This window comes from Virgibacillus halodenitrificans JCM 12304, assembly GCF_001310895.1.
GTDB classification, from domain to species: domain Bacteria; phylum Bacillota; class Bacilli; order Bacillales; family Amphibacillaceae; genus Virgibacillus_Q; species Virgibacillus_Q halodenitrificans.
In genome coordinates this window covers 48,394-63,959 of sequence record NZ_BAZS01000013.1, presented here as the reverse complement: position 1 = coordinate 63,959, position 15,566 = coordinate 48,394, and the positions used below count along the sequence as shown (strand labels likewise).

Genomic DNA, 15,566 nt, shown 5'->3' with positions numbered 1-15,566 from the left:
AGTGTATGAATTTCTGGCTTCATTACACACTAATAAAGAACATAAACAAAGGAGGAAGAACATGATGAAAAGAAAACTGTACTGGAGTTTTATACTGGCTACTTTTGTAATCACTGGTTGTGCCAATAATGATAATGCAATGAATGACAGAGAAGACATTGTTAATGAAATGGATCCGTCGACTGAGCTACAAGCTCCACGAGACCAGGAATTAAACGATCGTTTAGGTTATGTACGTTATACAAAAGACCAGTTAGAAAATAGTGACGAAATTAACCATACAGCTAAAATGGATCGTACAGAAATGGCCAATATGATTACCAAAATGATACTTCGTAGCGATAACTTTAACGAAGTAGCGACGCTAGTAACAGACAAAGAAGTTCTTATTGCTTACGAGTTAAAACCGGAAGCACAAAAGGAATATGCCGCAGATATAGCCAAAAAAACAGCAATGTCAGTAATGCCACGTTATTTCGAAATTTATGTTTCTGATAATGAAACACTTATACAAGATATCCATAGTCTCCATAATTCCAATTCATCTGAACGAAACGATTTTGACAACACGATAGATACTATTATAAAAGAAATGAAAAAATCACCGCAGGGTCTGAAGCAAAATAATATGGAAGAAAAGTAAGATCAATTTGTCAGGACTAATGGTCTCATTGGTCCTGCAATATTACATAAATATATATAGTATAGGATATTTCCTTTAGGCAAATATAATTATAAGTTAATTACTTATTAAAGGGTGGATTACTTTGCAATTAAAAATTATTTCAATCTTCATATGTATGTTGATTCTATATCCTTATTCACCAAAAGACGCTTTTGCCGCCGAGTCAGATATTTATGAGAAAAGAATGGCCTTGTTTAAAAAAACAGAGGCAATCTCTCAAATTCCGTGGTATTACTTTGCAGCAATGGATAATTATGAGAGGAACATTCAAAAGGAAGATAACGATCAGTTAATTTCTATTTCTTTTGATCCTGAAATTTGGTTTGGTCCTGGAAACAGTCTAATGATTCAGGATGAAAAGATAATCACTTTTTTTCAGGGCAAAGGAAAAGATGGAAATGGTGATAATAAAGCCGATCCGGGTAATCCTGAAGATATCTTACACACGATGGCTAATATGATTCTTGAATATGGACCTTCAAGAGATGATATTCGAATCGCTCTATGGAATTTTTACCAAAGGGACTTATCTGTACAGACTATCATGAATACTGCAAAAGTATTTAAAAAGTTTAAGGACATTAATTTAACAGATCGAGATTTCCCTGTATCAATGAAATATAACTATAGTTATAATAACACATGGGGAGATCGCAGAGGTTTTGGAGGATTGCGTATCCATGAGGGGACAGATATATTTGCGAGTTACGGTACTCCTGTGAAATCAACTACATATGGTGTAGTTGAATTAATGGGATGGAATCTTTATGGTGGATGGCGTATCGGCATTCGTGACATTTATAATATATATCACTATTATGCACATATGAATGGTTATAGTGAGGATTTAAAGGTTGGCCAAGTTGTGAAACCTGGCGATGTTTTAGGGAGTGTTGGTTCAACTGGCTACGGGCCTCCAGGCACTTCAGGTAAGTTTCCACCCCACCTTCACTACGGAATGTACAAAGATAATGGTCATAGTGAATGGTCTTTTGACCCTTACCCTTATTTAAAAAAATGGGAACGAATGGCAAGATAACAAAGTAGCATTACTCTTTATAAAGAATGAGCCTTTACCAATGAAGGTAAAGGCTCTTCTGATTACTTTGCTTCCTTAGCTTTCTTTACAGCATGCATGATACTAGCAGCTAAGCCTCCCCATATAACAACAATCCCTAGAATCATAACGAAAATAGCTCCGCCAGTCATATTATTTTGCCTCCCTAGTTTCAGATTCTTCATTAACCTGAGATGAAGATTTCCACTTGATGGTTGCCATAATGATACCCGCAACTAAAGCACCTGCTGCAACAGCCCATCCTCCAAACGTTATAAACATGTCTGGATAACCTTCATAGTTCCCGTTATCTGTCGCAAATTCTTTTAATATATTTTGCTTAAATAATCCAAACATCATATAGCCTAATACAATAGGAGTTATAAACTTTAAGCTAAATGACCACCATGATCCCAAACGTATATCGGAAATTTCATTAGCGTGTAACTGAAGACTTTTCACTTCGCGTAAAATCCAAGCAATTAAGACTACTTCAACCAAACCAAGCATTGCGACACCAAATTGGTTGATAAAATAGTCAGCTGCGTCAAGGAAGAATAAACCACCCTGTGTAGCGAAGAGAAGAGAAATTACGGCAGCTGTTCCTCCTCCAAATAATACTGCTTTTGTTCTGGAAATTTTAAATTTATCCACAAGACCAGCTACATAGGTTTCGGTAATAGACATTAACGAGCTTAACCCCGCTAAAACTAAGGATGCGAAGAACAAGAAACCGAACAGACCATTTAGTCCAGGGAATTCATTAATAATAGCCGGGAATACCACAAAAGCTAATCCAACTCCTCCAGCTACTACTTCATCTACTGCAACTCCTGATTGAGATGCCATAAAACCAAGTACAGAGAAAACCCCAATACCAGCAAGTAACTCAAAGCTGGAATTTCCAAATCCAGTAATAAATGCGTTACCGGTTATATCTGACTTCTTAGGTAAATAACTGGAATAAGTGATCATAATCGCAAAAGCAATGGATAAACTAAAGAATATTTGCCCATAAGCAGCTACCCATACATCCGGTTGCAAAATCTTTGAAAAATCAGGAGCGAAGAATGCCTGTAATCCATCAATAGCTCCAGGTAAAGTAATAGCACGAATTACGATAATAAGAAAAATAATTACTAACGCAGGAATGAAAATTCTATTAGCTATCTCAATTCCCTTTTTAACACCTTTAAACAATATACCTAATACTACTACCCAAACGAGAATTAATGGAATGAGTACTCCAGGTACAAAACTACCTGTTTGACCAGGGTCTACAGATAAGTTTAGATACTCATTAAACAAAAACCCTTCTGTGTCTGATCCCCAATTAAGGTTAAAGGAAAATACTGAATACGACATTGCCCAAGCAATAATAACAGCATAATAGGTAGAAATAACAAAAGATACTGCTACTGCCCACCAACCAACAAATTCAGACTTTTTATTCATTCGTTTAAATGTTAGCGGTGCGGAACCCTTATACTTATGTCCCATCGTAAATTCCATGATGAGTATTGGTATACCTGCAGTTAACAGCGCAAATAAGTAAGGGATAAAAAATGCTCCTCCCCCGTTCTCATAAGCAACAGCAGGAAACCTCCAAATATTTCCCAGTCCTACAGCTGAACCAACTGCTGCAAGGATGAAACCAGCTCTTGTCCCCCATTGTGAACGTGTTTCCATGTAATGACCTCCTCTGTAAGTTTTCCTTATTACAACCAATTATATGTGTAGTTGTTCAAAGGAATGTTTAAAATGTTTACTTTTTTCTGATATTTATGCTTGTATTATAACGGTACTTTTAGACTATGTCAAAGGATTATTTAACTTTTCTAATAAATGGAACTTTTTACATAATATTATTGTGAAGGAAATGCTTTTTTCTAAATATTTAATTGATATAATTAAGTCTTACACTTCATGTATTGCAGAGTCGGAGGAAAATGCGAAGTAACTTTGTTGATGAAAAGCTCAATTAAATATTTGAGGAGAATTGCCCCATTGATTTTCGTTGCATGCGGACGCTTTCACACCTCCAGGTACAAGCGCGACATCTGTTCGTAACCTCACAGTGTCTTCTTTGCCGCTCGGCAGGAGTCGCCGCATTCTACTCCAATCAATTCTTACACAGCACATTCTGGGTGTTTCCGAACGCGATTTTTCTTAGTAGATATAATAGTAAATAGTAGCGAAGGGGAAATATGAAGACTCCTGTGGGAGGAGAGGCCTCGATGAGATCCCGGAAGGCGCAGCGTGAGGAATCTCATCAGCCGCCCACGGAAAGCGGAATATTTCCCCGTAGCGGTGATGCAACCAGAATCAATTATTTCAGTAACCTTTCCAGAAAAAAGTTGATTTTCCCACTTTAAACATCAAAATTTACGTCGCATTTTATCTATATGTGAATTACTTTAGGGCACAAACCATTTAATATTCCTAAACAACTATTCACACAAAAAAACATTCTCCCAAAAGGAGAATGTTTTTTAATTACTCATCAGATAATTTTGTTTTAACTAAGAATTGCAGCAGTAAGCAAATACCAATAATTACTGCAAAGGTTATAATCAAAGGCAGAACTACTTGGTTTAGTGTACCAATCAGCAAATAACCAACACTAGCAGCAACGGCAACAATAATTGCATATGGCAGCTGTGTTAATACATGATCTATATGGTTAGCTCCTGCTCCGGTTGAAGAAAGGATTGTTGTATCTGAAATTGGTGTACAATGGTCTCCAAATACGGAACCAGCCAAAACAGCAGCCAAGGTTGGCAGTAGTAAATCCATATTCGAAATGGATGTTACCTCCGCAGCTATTGGGAGCATAATTCCAAATGTTCCCCAGGAAGTTCCTGTGGCAAGTGCCATAATCCCAGCAATAATAAAGAACAAAAATGGCAGTAAACTTGGACTGATAGAAGCACTTTCAACTACACCAGCAAGGTATTCACCAGTTTCAAGAGTACCTATTATTGAACCGATCATCCATGCTAAAAGCAAAATGTAAATTGCCGGAAGCATTGTTTTTATACCTTCTATAATTATCTTCATGGTATTAGCTTTAGGCTTACTCTGTTGAAGATGAAATAGAAGATTTGTCAATACAGCAATTAGACCACCTGTAAACAATGAGAGGTTTACATCTGTGTTCGCGAATATTGTTAATATATTAACAGTGCCCTCCGTATTATATATTCCGGTAATCACCATCATTAGTACAGTCGCTATAATTAATACTCCAATAGGTGTTAAAAGGTGAAACACCCTTCCGTTTTCATGTGGTTTGAATGTATCTCCTAAATCCCCAGGGATATTATCTTGATTTGGATCATAAAGCTGGCCAGTTTTTATGGCACGTTGTTCATGTGTCCGCATTGGTCCAATATCCATTTTAAAATATGCCACTACAAACACCAGCAATACGGCACCAAGGGCATATAAGTTAAATGGAATCATTTTTATAAATGCTTCTAAAGGAGCAATATCAGTTATTCCATTGGCTGCGAATAACCCACCGAGAATACCAATTATATAGGCTCCCCAGCTTGAGATAGGAGATATAACAGTAACTGGAGCTGAGGTAGAATCAATAAAGTAAGCAAGCTTAGCCCGTGAAACTCGATGACGGTCCGTAAGTGGTCTTGCAATTTGTCCTACAGCAAGGCTATTAAAATAATCATCTATAAATATAATCAGACCCAATACAGCGCTCATTAATTGTGCGCCCTTGCGTGTTTTCACTCTCTGAATCATCCAGTCTCCAAAGGCTCTACTTCCTCCGGATGCCTGCAAAAATGCCGTCATTATGCCTAATAATAATAGAAAACTAAGTAAGAGTATATTTCCAATATTCAAGGATCCTTCTGATACAAAGATTTCGTAAAAAATAAACCAAATTTCTTTCACCATTCCAAATAGATTAAAATCATGAATAAACAATGCTCCAACAATAATCCCGGCCCCAAGTGAAATTAGCACTTTTCGTGTCAGTAAAACAAGTACTAACATTAATAGAGCTGGATGATGGAAAAAATGGTCCCTTCCATAGATACTACCTCCGATTTTTTGTTGTGAATATGCATAAAGATAGTGAACTAGCTATGAATGGACGCGTATTCTTGTTTCTTAATGCAAAAATAAGCACAAAAAAACAATGATAGAAAATAACCTATCATTGTTTTTACAATATACGTTATCCTCCATTTCGATCAGTAGTTCTCCATGCACACTCCATCTTGCTGCATGACAGTACATTTCTTATTCAAAAATGTACCAGCTATAATAAGGTTGACACTTATTATGCTTCGGCAAACAATCCTTCTACCAACAATCACAGTTGTCATTCTCTTGCTGGCTACTCATATTGTTTGCGCCTCTACCTCACCGATCTGATAAGGTTTAATATGCAATTATACATTTGATTATAACAAGTATGTTACATTTGTACAAGTCTTACTTTCTATCTTTTGGTACTGAAATGGTCGGCCCTTCCCCACCACCGCCTCGATTATAAAATTCTGGTACATCTCCCATAATAACACGGGAATCAATAAACACTTTTGTACTTATTACTTTTGTTGAAGTAGTGAAAGGTACTACGATCTGTGTATTCACTGTTACCGGAACATAAATTTCAAACAAAGAAGCATTTATACCAAACTCTCTCATTTCATACATAATATCTGACTGGATACTCCCAACAATTTCAAAATGAACAGGTATCTTCGGGCCTAAATTAGCAAGAATCGTGCTACCTGTTGCTTGGCCAATAGGTATCTCCACAACAGTGGGATCTTGGTCCGCTAATTCAGCAGGTGTGTCTCCATATTGAATTGGATCTAATTCAGGATCGTCTGTATCCAAGGTTTCTCCCTTGTTCATCCCGTATAGAAAGTATTCAGCTTTTTCAGTGCTTTGCCTAAGCACTCTATTTACAATAGAAGAATTCCAACCAAGCTGAGCAACATTGCCACTGTTATCCATGCTCATACTTACAAGATCTTCAAATGTCATACTTTCTGTAGACTTTACTGCTGCATTGATCGTACGAGTGGCAAATTCGGTTGTCTTTTCTTCTGCTATTGCCATTAAAGGGGGTTTAATTCCCTTATCAATAATTATAATACTTACAATAATAGCCGCCAAAAATAATATACTAGTCACAGCAAAAGCAAGTTTTGCTGGAGAAGCTGTTCTAGTTTTACCAAGCTGTCTTCTGCGTTTCAACACAAAAAAACACCTCCTGTACAAAGCTTATGCTTGTATACGGGAGGATAGTATTTTAATTTCCATCAAGATTTACATCCACTATCGTAACATTCGTCACTTTTCCCAGGTCCAAATCATAGGGAGTGCTTAGTGTATAAGTATTTTCTTTCATTACACGTATGACAGGTCTATCACAAAGATTTTCATTCTGTCTTACAACTATTCCTTCACTTTTGTTACTAAGAAGGACTGTAATGCCATTAGGATAAATAATGATACTATTTTTAAAAGCCTCTACCATGTTTTTATCAAATAACCTCACCGCCCCTGCATAGAGGATCTCAAGCCCCTCATGCGGAAGCATGGCTTCACGATACACTCGGTTACTCGTAACTGCATCAAAAACATCAGCTATACCAATTAATTTACCGTATGGATGAATGTCATCATCCTTAATACCTCTCGGATAACCAGAACCATCTAGCCTTTCATGGTGCTGATAGACACAGTGGGAAACTACTGTTGGCAAATCTGCTTGCTTTCTTAAAAACTCAAAACCGAATACTGTGTGGCTTTTCATTGTTTCATATTCTTCTTCTGATAGTCTACCTGGTTTATTTAATATTTCCGGTGAGATGAACATCTTACCAATGTCATGCAGCATAGCACCGATTCCGATTTCAGTTAGCATCTTAGATGAATAATTCAATTCTACTCCAATTGCCAATGAATAAATTGCTACATTTAACGAGTGCTGAAATACGTAATTATCTGTAATAAATATATCTGTTAATAATGAGAATGATTTCTTATTCGATTGTATTTCTTCAAGAATTTGATTAACGACAATAGAAAGCTTCTTTTTGCTATTATCAAGAATAAAAGCTCGCCCTACCAGTCCGTTCTCCTGTATTTCATAGAAAATATCTTTCATCATTTTCGTTGCATCAGAACGTAGTTTGTTAGAAATAACCGGTTCTGCTTTAATATCATCAGTAAGCTTATCTTTTATGTACAAATAAGTTATCCCTTGCTTAATCAGCCGTGCCAGTATCTTTTCAGTTAAGGTTATCCCTTCCCTAATCAGCACTACACCATTATCATTATGTACGGTCTGAGCAAGAATCTCTCCGGGGTTAATCAAGTTGGTATTTACAAGCTTCATAAGGTTCTCCTAACTGTTAATAAATAATATTTTCAGCCATAATATGACACTTATCGACATATGTTATATTAAAATAATAGCAAATTTAATGACAAATAGCCATTATATAAAAGAGATGTAAGGAAGAATCGCTCATTTAGTTATTAAATAGTAGCGCAGGATAACCCGTTGTATAAACACCAAAAATAAAAAATGCCCTCCTCATTATGGAAGGCATTTCTTCATGCGATTTTTAACAATGCTTCTTTCCCTGTCATTCCAACTTCCCAGCCATAGGTTCTCGAAGCGTCGGTAATTTTTTCAAGTGGAGCGTTCAATAAATCATCAATGGATCGCACACCTACAGCTCTTCCTGCAACTACTTTTCGATGAGCTAATTTTTCATTAAGCACATCCACATCCAGTGCAGCACACATAATATAACCAGTTTCATTCGTAATCATAATAAGATTTGTTTTTGGTAGTTCAACTTGAATCGCCGTAAACATCATTCCATCTACCTCTAAGGGGTTTACTGTTATCATACATGGCCAGCCTCCTTTGATTGCTACACAATATATGTATGCAAACAAAGGAAGTATGGTCACGAACCCGGATCCATAAATCACTTAAATTTTGTTTGTAATGTCTTAACCAATAAATCCCTTAAAAATTCCGGCAAGAAGAAGTCCTTCCTTTCCGACTTGGCTACTTCTGGCAGGAGCCGACCGAATGTGAACGTATCTGCTGTTGCTACCGTATATACTTTATTTGAATCCAGAGAAGAACCTTTTACGAACACATCTTTTACATATTCTTCTCCATTTACATGTTTGCCTGTTTCTACTTCTAAACCAGCGAATACCATTCTGCCCAATAGCTCACCACGGAACCCAAATCCTTTTAATTTTAACTCCATAAAATCTTTTGTGAGCGAAGCCCTGATTACTTCCAACAACTCGTCTCCCCTTAATTCAACAACACATGGATTGATTGGATGTGGACATATACGATGTACGTCACTGTAAGTAATATCACCTGCTGTTAATTGATCAAGAAGCAAGCCGGAATTTAACATGGCACAGTCTGCTTGAGTCCATGTCTTTAATGTATTTGTCAGCTCGCTCATTAAAGGTGTTTCTTTAAACCAGTTGACTGTCAGCCCCTCATTTAAATGGATTACTTTTTTACCAAGTATTTCTTCGGCTTGTTTTTGTAATTCAAAAAGCTTTTGTTCTGTATGCATATCTCTTCCCATTGAAGTAATATCTGTAGTAAACGCCTCTTTCCTAACAAGCTTATTAGCAGTATGATCCCATGTTAATGAGACTTCGCCTACAAAGGCACAATGCTTTCCTGCAGCTGTAATTAGACTATTATTAACTTCTTCACCTGTACGCAACAAGTGATGGGTATGCCCGCCAATAATTATGTCTATAGCAGGGAATCTTCTGGCAATTTCCTGATCCTCATTAATCCCCAAATGTGATAAAAGAACAACAATATCAACAGATTCTTTTAGTTCAAAAATATACTTATCCAAAGCTTCAAACTGGGAAGATATATGCCATCCAAGCAACTCATAAAAATCATTAAACGGTGCTGTTAGACCAATAATACCGATTCGTACCCCTGTCTCCGTTTCAAAAGCTGTGACTCGCTCTAACCAGTTAGGATTATTACTATCTGTACTGTGTAGGTTTGCACAAACCACCTCAAATTCAGCCTCATCATACAAATGAAACAAATCTTTATGTGATAACGTTATACCTTCATTATTACCTATCGTTACCGCATCAAACCCTAGCTCATTCATCAATTGCACATTTGCTTTCCCTAAGGAAGCTTCGCTAATAGGATGCACGCGATCTACATGATCACCAACATCTAAAAGGAAACAGGATTCGTTGCGATAACGCTTCCCAGCAATACTGTCCTTTAGATAACCTGCAACTCTCGACCAGTTATTAAAATTGCTATGAAAATCGTTCGTATAAAATATGGATATATTTTCTTCCATTAAAAATCATTGCTCCTTACATCAGACCTTCAGCTATCATCCGTATACCTATGATAATTAAGATAGCCCGTAAAATCCATTCCAATGTTTTTCCAGTCAGACGTTGGTTCACGATAGCACCAAGTTTTCCACCAATCCATGCTCCCGGAATAAAAAATATAGCGTATTGCCAAATTACATGCCCTAAGACAATATGTGTGCTAGCTCCAATTATACTAACAAAGAAAATCATAAACATGGATGTTGCTGTGGCAATATGGGCTGGAATACCAAACAACAGAATCATCGCAGGTACCATAATAGATCCTCCACCAATTCCAAAAAGCCCGGACATCGTTCCAACCATAAACGCCAGTAAAAAAGCCAAATAGATATTAACTGTATAATTGTATGTTTCCCCATTTAATGTAAAGCTTCTTACGTTCTTTGCATGTGTTATATCTACAGCTTTCTGTTTCCTTTTAATAAAAAAAAGCATAGAGATTATGATCATTACAAATCCAAAATATAATTGAAAATCATCAACATTTACAAATTGATTCAGCCAAGAACCTAATATACTTCCTGGTATGCTGCCAGAAAGAAAATACAAACCAGTTTTATAATCTATTCTGCCAGTTTTAAAATAAGCAATTGAGGAAGATAGCCCGGTAAACACCATAGCAACAAGAGAAATTCCTACAATAGTTTGCGGAGTTGCCCAGGAAAAAGCCTCTGAAAATTGATAAAGAAATAGCATGCTGGGAATCATTACTATTCCCCCGCCGAGCCCCATTAAACCACCCACAAAGGCCGTAACTATACCTATAATAATGCAAATAATATATACCAAATGAATCCCTTCCATCCAAAATAATTTTCAAGATAACTATGTATATAAAAAGCTTTAAATTATGTAAAGCAATTCCTCTAATTTACCATTCTTATTTAAATTATATATCAAGAAGTCGGAAATAATTAAATTCCAAGTTCTATACTACAATATCCAAAAAAAGACTAAGACGCAATAGCTACGTCTTAGTCTTTTAAAATTTGGCCTTAACCGATTGAACCTTCCATCTCAAATTTGATGAGACGGTTCATTTCAACAGCATATTCCATTGGAAGTTCTTTTGTAAATGGCTCAATAAAGCCCATTACAATCATTTCAGTTGCTTCTTCTTCACTTAAGCCACGACTCATTAGATAGAAAAGCTGTTCCTCTGAAACCTTGGATACTTTTGCTTCATGTTCCAATGAGATATTATCATTATTAATTTCGTTATATGGAATAGTATCTGATGTTGATTCATTATCCATAATCAACGTATCACACTCAATGTTGGAACGAGCACCAGAAGCTTTCCGTCCAAAGTGTACGATACCTCGGTAGGATACTTTCCCACCATGCTTAGAAATTGACTTAGATACAATAGAAGATGACGTATTTGGCGCCAAGTGATGCATTTTAGCACCAGCATCCTGCAATTGTCCTTTTCCGGCAATAGCAATAGAGAGGGTCATTCCACGTGCACCTTCTCCTTTTAAGAGCACTGCAGGATATTTCATAGTCAACTTGGAGCCGATGTTACCATCAATCCATTCCATCGTAGCATTTTCATCACAAGTCGCACGTTTTGTTACTAGGTTATATACATTATTTGCCCAGTTTTGAATAGTAGTGTAACGACAATACGCATCCTTTTTAACAAAGATTTCTACTACCGCACTGTGAAGAGAATTTGTTGTATAAACCGGCGCAGTACAACCTTCCACATAGTGTACTGAAGCACCCTCATCCACAATGATTAATGTTCTTTCAAACTGTCCCATATTTTCTGAATTAATACGGAAATATGCTTGTAGCGGTGTACTTGTTTGTACACCCTTCGGTACGTAGATGAAAGAACCACCAGACCATACAGCAGAGTTTAATGCTGAAAACTTATTGTCTGTAGCAGGAATTACTTTACCGAAGTATTCTTTAAATAGCTCTTCATTTTCTTTCAGTGCGGTATCCGTATCTTTAAAGACAATACCCAACTCTTCCAGATCTTCTTTTAAGCTATGATAAACTACTTCAGATTCATACTGAGCAGAGACACCAGCAAGATATTTTTGTTCTGCTTCCGGGATACCAAGCTTATCAAATGTCTGCTTGATTTCCTCTGGAACTTCATCCCATGTGCGCCCTTGTTTTTCTGAAGGTTTTACGTAATAAACGATCTCATCAAAATTCAATTCTGATAGATCTCCGCCCCACTGTGGCATTGGACGTTCATAAAAATGTTCTAAAGCTTTCAAACGGTAATCAAGCATCCACTGTGGTTCTTCTTTCATTCTGGAAATTTCTTCTACTACTTCGCGTGTAAGTCCTTTACCAGAGCGAAAAACAGAAACATCTCGGTCGTGAAAGCCATATTTATATTCTTCCATTTCCGGCATATTTTTTGCCATGTTAAAAACCTCCTTTAAGGTGTATGTGTTTCTTTAACAACAACTTACTCTTCATTAACACCTTTTTCCATTGCCTTCCAAGCAAGTGTTGCACATTTAATACGTGCAGGGAATTTAGCAACTCCCTGTAATGCTTCTATATCCTCAAGGCTTAGTTTATCCATGTCGACATCTTCACCTAACATCATTTTGGAAAATAACTCGGACATTTCCAATGCATCATCTATTTTTTTGCCTTTTACAGCCTGCGTCATCATAGAAGCAGACGCCATACTTATGGAGCAACCTTCTCCATCAAATTTTGCTTCCTGAACAATTCCTTCTTCTACTTGTAATTGAAGCTGGATGCGATCCCCACAAGTCGGGTTATTCATATCTACGGTTAGTACATCTCCTTCGATAACACCTTTATTGCGGGGGTTTTTGTAATGATCCATAATGACTTGTCTGTAAAGGGTATCAAGGTTATTAAAAGACATTACCAAAGAACTCCTTCGTTTTTAAAAGTCCATCTACTAAACGGTCTACATCTTCTTCTGTATTATATAAATAAAAGCTTGCTCTTGCAGTTGCTGTTACATCCAACCATCTCATTAAAGGTTGTGCGCAATGATGACCTGCACGTACAGCAATTCCCTCTGCATCAAGGGCAGTTGCAGTATCATGTGGATGAACATCATCCAGATTGAAAGTTACCAACGCAGCTCGTTCTTCCGGACCAAATATGGAAATACCATCAATTGTTCTCATTTGTTTCATAGCATAGTCAGCTAACTTATGCTCATGCTCCAATATGTTATCCATTCCCACTTCATTTAAAAAATCGATTGCTGCACCTAACCCGATGGCCCCTGCAATAATAGGTGTTCCACCTTCAAATTTCCAAGGCAATTCCTTCCAGGTAGAATCATAAAGGTTTACAAAATCAATCATTTCTCCACCAAATTCTACTGGTTCCATTTTTTCTAACAATTCCTTCTTACCATACAATACCCCTATTCCAGTTGGTCCACACATTTTGTGACCGGAAAATGCATAGAAATCACAGTCCATTTTTTGCACATCAACCTGCATATGTGGTGCTCCTTGTGCACCATCAACTAGTAAAACAGCACCTTGGTCATGAGCCACTTTGGCTATGTCGGTAATAGGGTTAATTGTCCCCAACACATTAGAAACATGTGTAATGGCGACAATTTTTGTATTAGAAGTAACCGTCTTTTTGACATCTTCCATTGACACGGTTCCATCATCCTGTAAAGGAATATATTTCAACGTTGCACCAGTCTTCTTGACAACCTGTTGCCATGGGATTATATTGCTATGATGTTCCATTTGAGTAATAACAACCTCATCACCCGGCTCTAAATTGGCCTGACCATAACTTGATGCAACCGTATTTATTGCTGTAGTAGTGCCGCGAGTAAAGATAATTTCAGCTGTACTTTTTGCATTAATAAAGCGTCGAACCTTCTCACGTGCACCTTCGTATTTTTCAGTGGCTCTTGTTCCTAACGTGTGAACACCTCGATGGACATTTGAGTTGTCTTCACGATAATAATTGTTCACAGCATCTATAACTGAGGCCGGCTTCTGCGACGTCGCTGATGAATCCAAATACACTAATGGGTGTCCATTTACTTCCTGTTGTAAAATAGGAAATTGTTGCCTGATGGCTTTCACATCCATTAGTATACCTTCCTTTCAATAACTTGTGTTAATTGATTTTTAACAGATTCAATTGGCAATTGATTTACAACTGGAGCAAGGAACCCATGAATAATGAGACGCTCAGCTTCTGCCTGTGAAATACCGCGGCTCATCAAATAATACAATTGGAGTGGATCCACGCGTCCAACTGAAGCTGCGTGTCCAGCTGTTACGTCATCTTCATCAATTAATAGAATTGGATTAGCATCACCACGTGCTTTTTCACTAAGCATCAGCACTCGTGATTCTTGCTCTGCATTTGACTTGGAAGCACCATGTTCAATTTTTCCTATTCCATTAAATATAGAAGTTGCACTTTCTTTCATTACCCCATGTTGTAGAATATGCCCTTCAGAATTTTTACCGAAATGGACAATCTTGGCGGTAAAGTTTTGAATTTGTTTACCACGTCCGACAGATACTGTTTTTGCGTTGGAAACAGCATTATCACCAATCAGGTGCGTAATATTTTCAGATACGGTGTTTCCGTCGTTCATTTGACCTAATGCCCAGTCAATTGTAGCATCACGGTAAGCGACCCCACGACGGTTATTGTAGACGGTAGTACCGGAAGCGAAATTGTCAACTGCACCAAATGAAATCTTGGCATTATCCTGTGCAATTACTTCAGTAACTATATTGGCTACAGTTTCCTCGTTTTGGTTCTGGGAAATATAATTCTCTACATAAGTTAGAGAGCTATTTTCTTCTGCTACCACAAGGACATGATTAAAAAGTGCTGCTTCGGGATCTTCTTGCCAAAAAATAGTTTGGATTGGAACATCAATCTGAACATTTTTCGGTACATGAACAAATATACCGCCATTCATTAAAGCAGCGTGTAGTGCTGTTAAGCGATGCTCGTCAACGGATACAGCGTCTTTCATGTAATAACGCTGTACTAATTCTCCGTGCTCTTTAAGTGCTGTGAATATATCTGTAAAAATTACACCTTTGTCTCTTAATTCCTTACTTAGCGTGCTATAAGCAACAGAGTTATTCCGTTGGATAAGTAAGTTTTCAGGAGCATTATCCTTATCAAGGAATTCTTCCAGCTCGGCAGGCAATTCCTTCAAAGAAGAAAATGTTTCTCCCTCTGCACCATGCTTAAAACGAGTGAAGTTCCATCTGTTAATCTTTGTTTTATCAGGCTTTGGCATTTCTAAGTGTTCTGCTTGCTCCAAGGCCTGCAGACGCAATTCCTTCATCCAAGCAGGTTCGTTTTGATTTACTGAATAATTTTCTACATACGACTTATCGTATGGCAGCTTTGTTTCCACAGTCATGTTACCCCTCC

At 37.3% G+C, this 15,566-nt stretch carries 13 protein-coding genes, 1 pseudogene and 1 riboswitch; of the genes and pseudogenes, 2 read left to right on the top strand and 12 right to left on the bottom strand.

The features are described from left to right. The first annotated feature begins 64 nt into the window (after positions 1-64). On the top strand, positions 65-643 hold the full coding sequence (locus JCM12304_RS08825) for a YhcN/YlaJ family sporulation lipoprotein (RefSeq protein ID WP_060679862.1): 579 nt from the start codon (positions 65-67) through the stop codon (positions 641-643). Between the two features lie 157 nt (positions 644-800). Next, positions 801-1,724 (top strand): M23 family metallopeptidase, encoded by a 924-nt coding sequence (locus JCM12304_RS08820; protein ID WP_051002323.1) that lies wholly within the window; start codon positions 801-803, stop codon positions 1,722-1,724. Between the two features lie 62 nt (positions 1,725-1,786). Here JCM12304_RS08820 and JCM12304_RS19050 read toward each other — a convergent pair whose 3' ends face one another. The 12 genes and pseudogenes from JCM12304_RS19050 to sufD form a co-directional block, all read right to left on the bottom strand. Continuing rightward, positions 1,787-1,894, bottom strand: coding sequence for a methionine/alanine import family NSS transporter small subunit (locus JCM12304_RS19050; protein ID WP_019378644.1), 108 nt, complete (start codon positions 1,892-1,894; stop codon positions 1,787-1,789). Position 1,895: 1 nt separating this feature from the next. After that, positions 1,896-3,431 carry a sodium-dependent transporter gene (locus tag JCM12304_RS08815; protein ID WP_060679826.1) on the bottom strand — a complete coding sequence of 512 codons (1,536 nt, stop codon included), beginning with the start codon at positions 3,429-3,431 and terminating at the stop codon, positions 1,896-1,898. An 807-nt stretch (positions 3,432-4,238) separates the two neighbouring features. Further along, positions 4,239-5,797: pseudogene (locus tag JCM12304_RS08810) on the bottom strand (Na+/H+ antiporter NhaC family protein). A gap of 158 nt (positions 5,798-5,955) precedes the next feature. Beyond that, positions 5,956-6,137: riboswitch (Lysine riboswitch) on the bottom strand. A gap of 66 nt (positions 6,138-6,203) precedes the next feature. Next, positions 6,204-6,980, bottom strand: a complete 777-nt coding sequence (yunB, locus tag JCM12304_RS08805; RefSeq protein ID WP_019378648.1) for a sporulation protein YunB — start codon at positions 6,978-6,980, stop codon at positions 6,204-6,206. A 52-nt stretch (positions 6,981-7,032) separates the two neighbouring features. Further along, positions 7,033-8,124, bottom strand: coding sequence for an HD-GYP domain-containing protein (locus tag JCM12304_RS08800; protein WP_060679824.1), 1,092 nt, complete (start codon positions 8,122-8,124; stop codon positions 7,033-7,035). Between the two features lie 221 nt (positions 8,125-8,345). Continuing rightward, positions 8,346-8,648 (bottom strand): YunC family protein, encoded by a 303-nt coding sequence (locus JCM12304_RS08795; protein ID WP_019378650.1) that lies wholly within the window; start codon positions 8,646-8,648, stop codon positions 8,346-8,348. A gap of 80 nt (positions 8,649-8,728) precedes the next feature. Next, positions 8,729-10,123: a bifunctional metallophosphatase/5'-nucleotidase gene (locus JCM12304_RS08790; RefSeq protein ID WP_060679822.1), complete on the bottom strand. Its 1,395-nt coding sequence runs from the start codon at positions 10,121-10,123 to the stop codon at positions 8,729-8,731. 16 nt (positions 10,124-10,139) lie between these two features. Continuing rightward, the gene (locus JCM12304_RS08785; protein WP_082388016.1) at positions 10,140-10,955 is read right to left on the bottom strand and encodes a sulfite exporter TauE/SafE family protein; all 816 of its coding nucleotides are present in this window, start codon (positions 10,953-10,955) and stop codon (positions 10,140-10,142) included. Between the two features lie 206 nt (positions 10,956-11,161). Further along, positions 11,162-12,559, bottom strand: a complete 1,398-nt coding sequence (gene sufB, locus JCM12304_RS08780; protein WP_019378653.1) for a Fe-S cluster assembly protein SufB — start codon at positions 12,557-12,559, stop codon at positions 11,162-11,164. Positions 12,560-12,603: 44 nt separating this feature from the next. After that, positions 12,604-13,038 carry a Fe-S cluster assembly sulfur transfer protein SufU gene (sufU, locus tag JCM12304_RS08775; protein WP_060679817.1) on the bottom strand — a complete coding sequence of 145 codons (435 nt, stop codon included), beginning with the start codon at positions 13,036-13,038 and terminating at the stop codon, positions 12,604-12,606. Beyond that, on the bottom strand, positions 13,028-14,248 hold the full coding sequence (locus JCM12304_RS08770; RefSeq protein ID WP_019378655.1) for a cysteine desulfurase: 1,221 nt from the start codon (positions 14,246-14,248) through the stop codon (positions 13,028-13,030). The genes sufU and JCM12304_RS08770 overlap by 11 nt, the downstream gene beginning before the upstream one ends. Further along, a complete protein-coding gene (gene sufD, locus JCM12304_RS08765; RefSeq protein WP_019378656.1) occupies positions 14,248-15,555 on the bottom strand; it encodes a Fe-S cluster assembly protein SufD in 1,308 nt (435 codons plus the stop codon). Before sufD ends, JCM12304_RS08770 begins: the two co-directional genes overlap by 1 nt. Positions 15,556-15,566 lie beyond the last annotated feature (11 nt).

What these genes read in the sequence shown, in the direction of transcription:
- JCM12304_RS08815 (WP_060679826.1), bottom strand. Translation starts at nt 3,431, where the DNA reads ATGGAAACACGTTCACAATGGGGGACAAGAGCTGGTTTCATCCTTGCA.
- JCM12304_RS08770 (WP_019378655.1), bottom strand. Translation starts at nt 14,248, where the DNA reads ATGGATGTGAAAGCCATCAGGCAACAATTTCCTATTTTACAACAGGAA.
- sufD (WP_019378656.1), bottom strand. Translation starts at nt 15,555, where the DNA reads ATGACTGTGGAAACAAAGCTGCCATACGATAAGTCGTATGTAGAAAAT.
- JCM12304_RS08820 (WP_051002323.1), top strand. Translation starts at nt 801, where the DNA reads ATGTTGATTCTATATCCTTATTCACCAAAAGACGCTTTTGCCGCCGAG.
- sufB (WP_019378653.1), bottom strand. Translation starts at nt 12,559, where the DNA reads ATGGCAAAAAATATGCCGGAAATGGAAGAATATAAATATGGCTTTCAC.
- JCM12304_RS08825 (WP_060679862.1), top strand. Translation starts at nt 65, where the DNA reads ATGAAAAGAAAACTGTACTGGAGTTTTATACTGGCTACTTTTGTAATC.
- JCM12304_RS08800 (WP_060679824.1), bottom strand. Translation starts at nt 8,124, where the DNA reads ATGAAGCTTGTAAATACCAACTTGATTAACCCCGGAGAGATTCTTGCT.
- JCM12304_RS08795 (WP_019378650.1), bottom strand. Translation starts at nt 8,648, where the DNA reads ATGATAACAGTAAACCCCTTAGAGGTAGATGGAATGATGTTTACGGCG.
- sufU (WP_060679817.1), bottom strand. Translation starts at nt 13,038, where the DNA reads ATGTCTTTTAATAACCTTGATACCCTTTACAGACAAGTCATTATGGAT.
- JCM12304_RS08790 (WP_060679822.1), bottom strand. Translation starts at nt 10,123, where the DNA reads ATGGAAGAAAATATATCCATATTTTATACGAACGATTTTCATAGCAAT.
- JCM12304_RS19050 (WP_019378644.1), bottom strand. Translation starts at nt 1,894, where the DNA reads ATGACTGGCGGAGCTATTTTCGTTATGATTCTAGGGATTGTTGTTATA.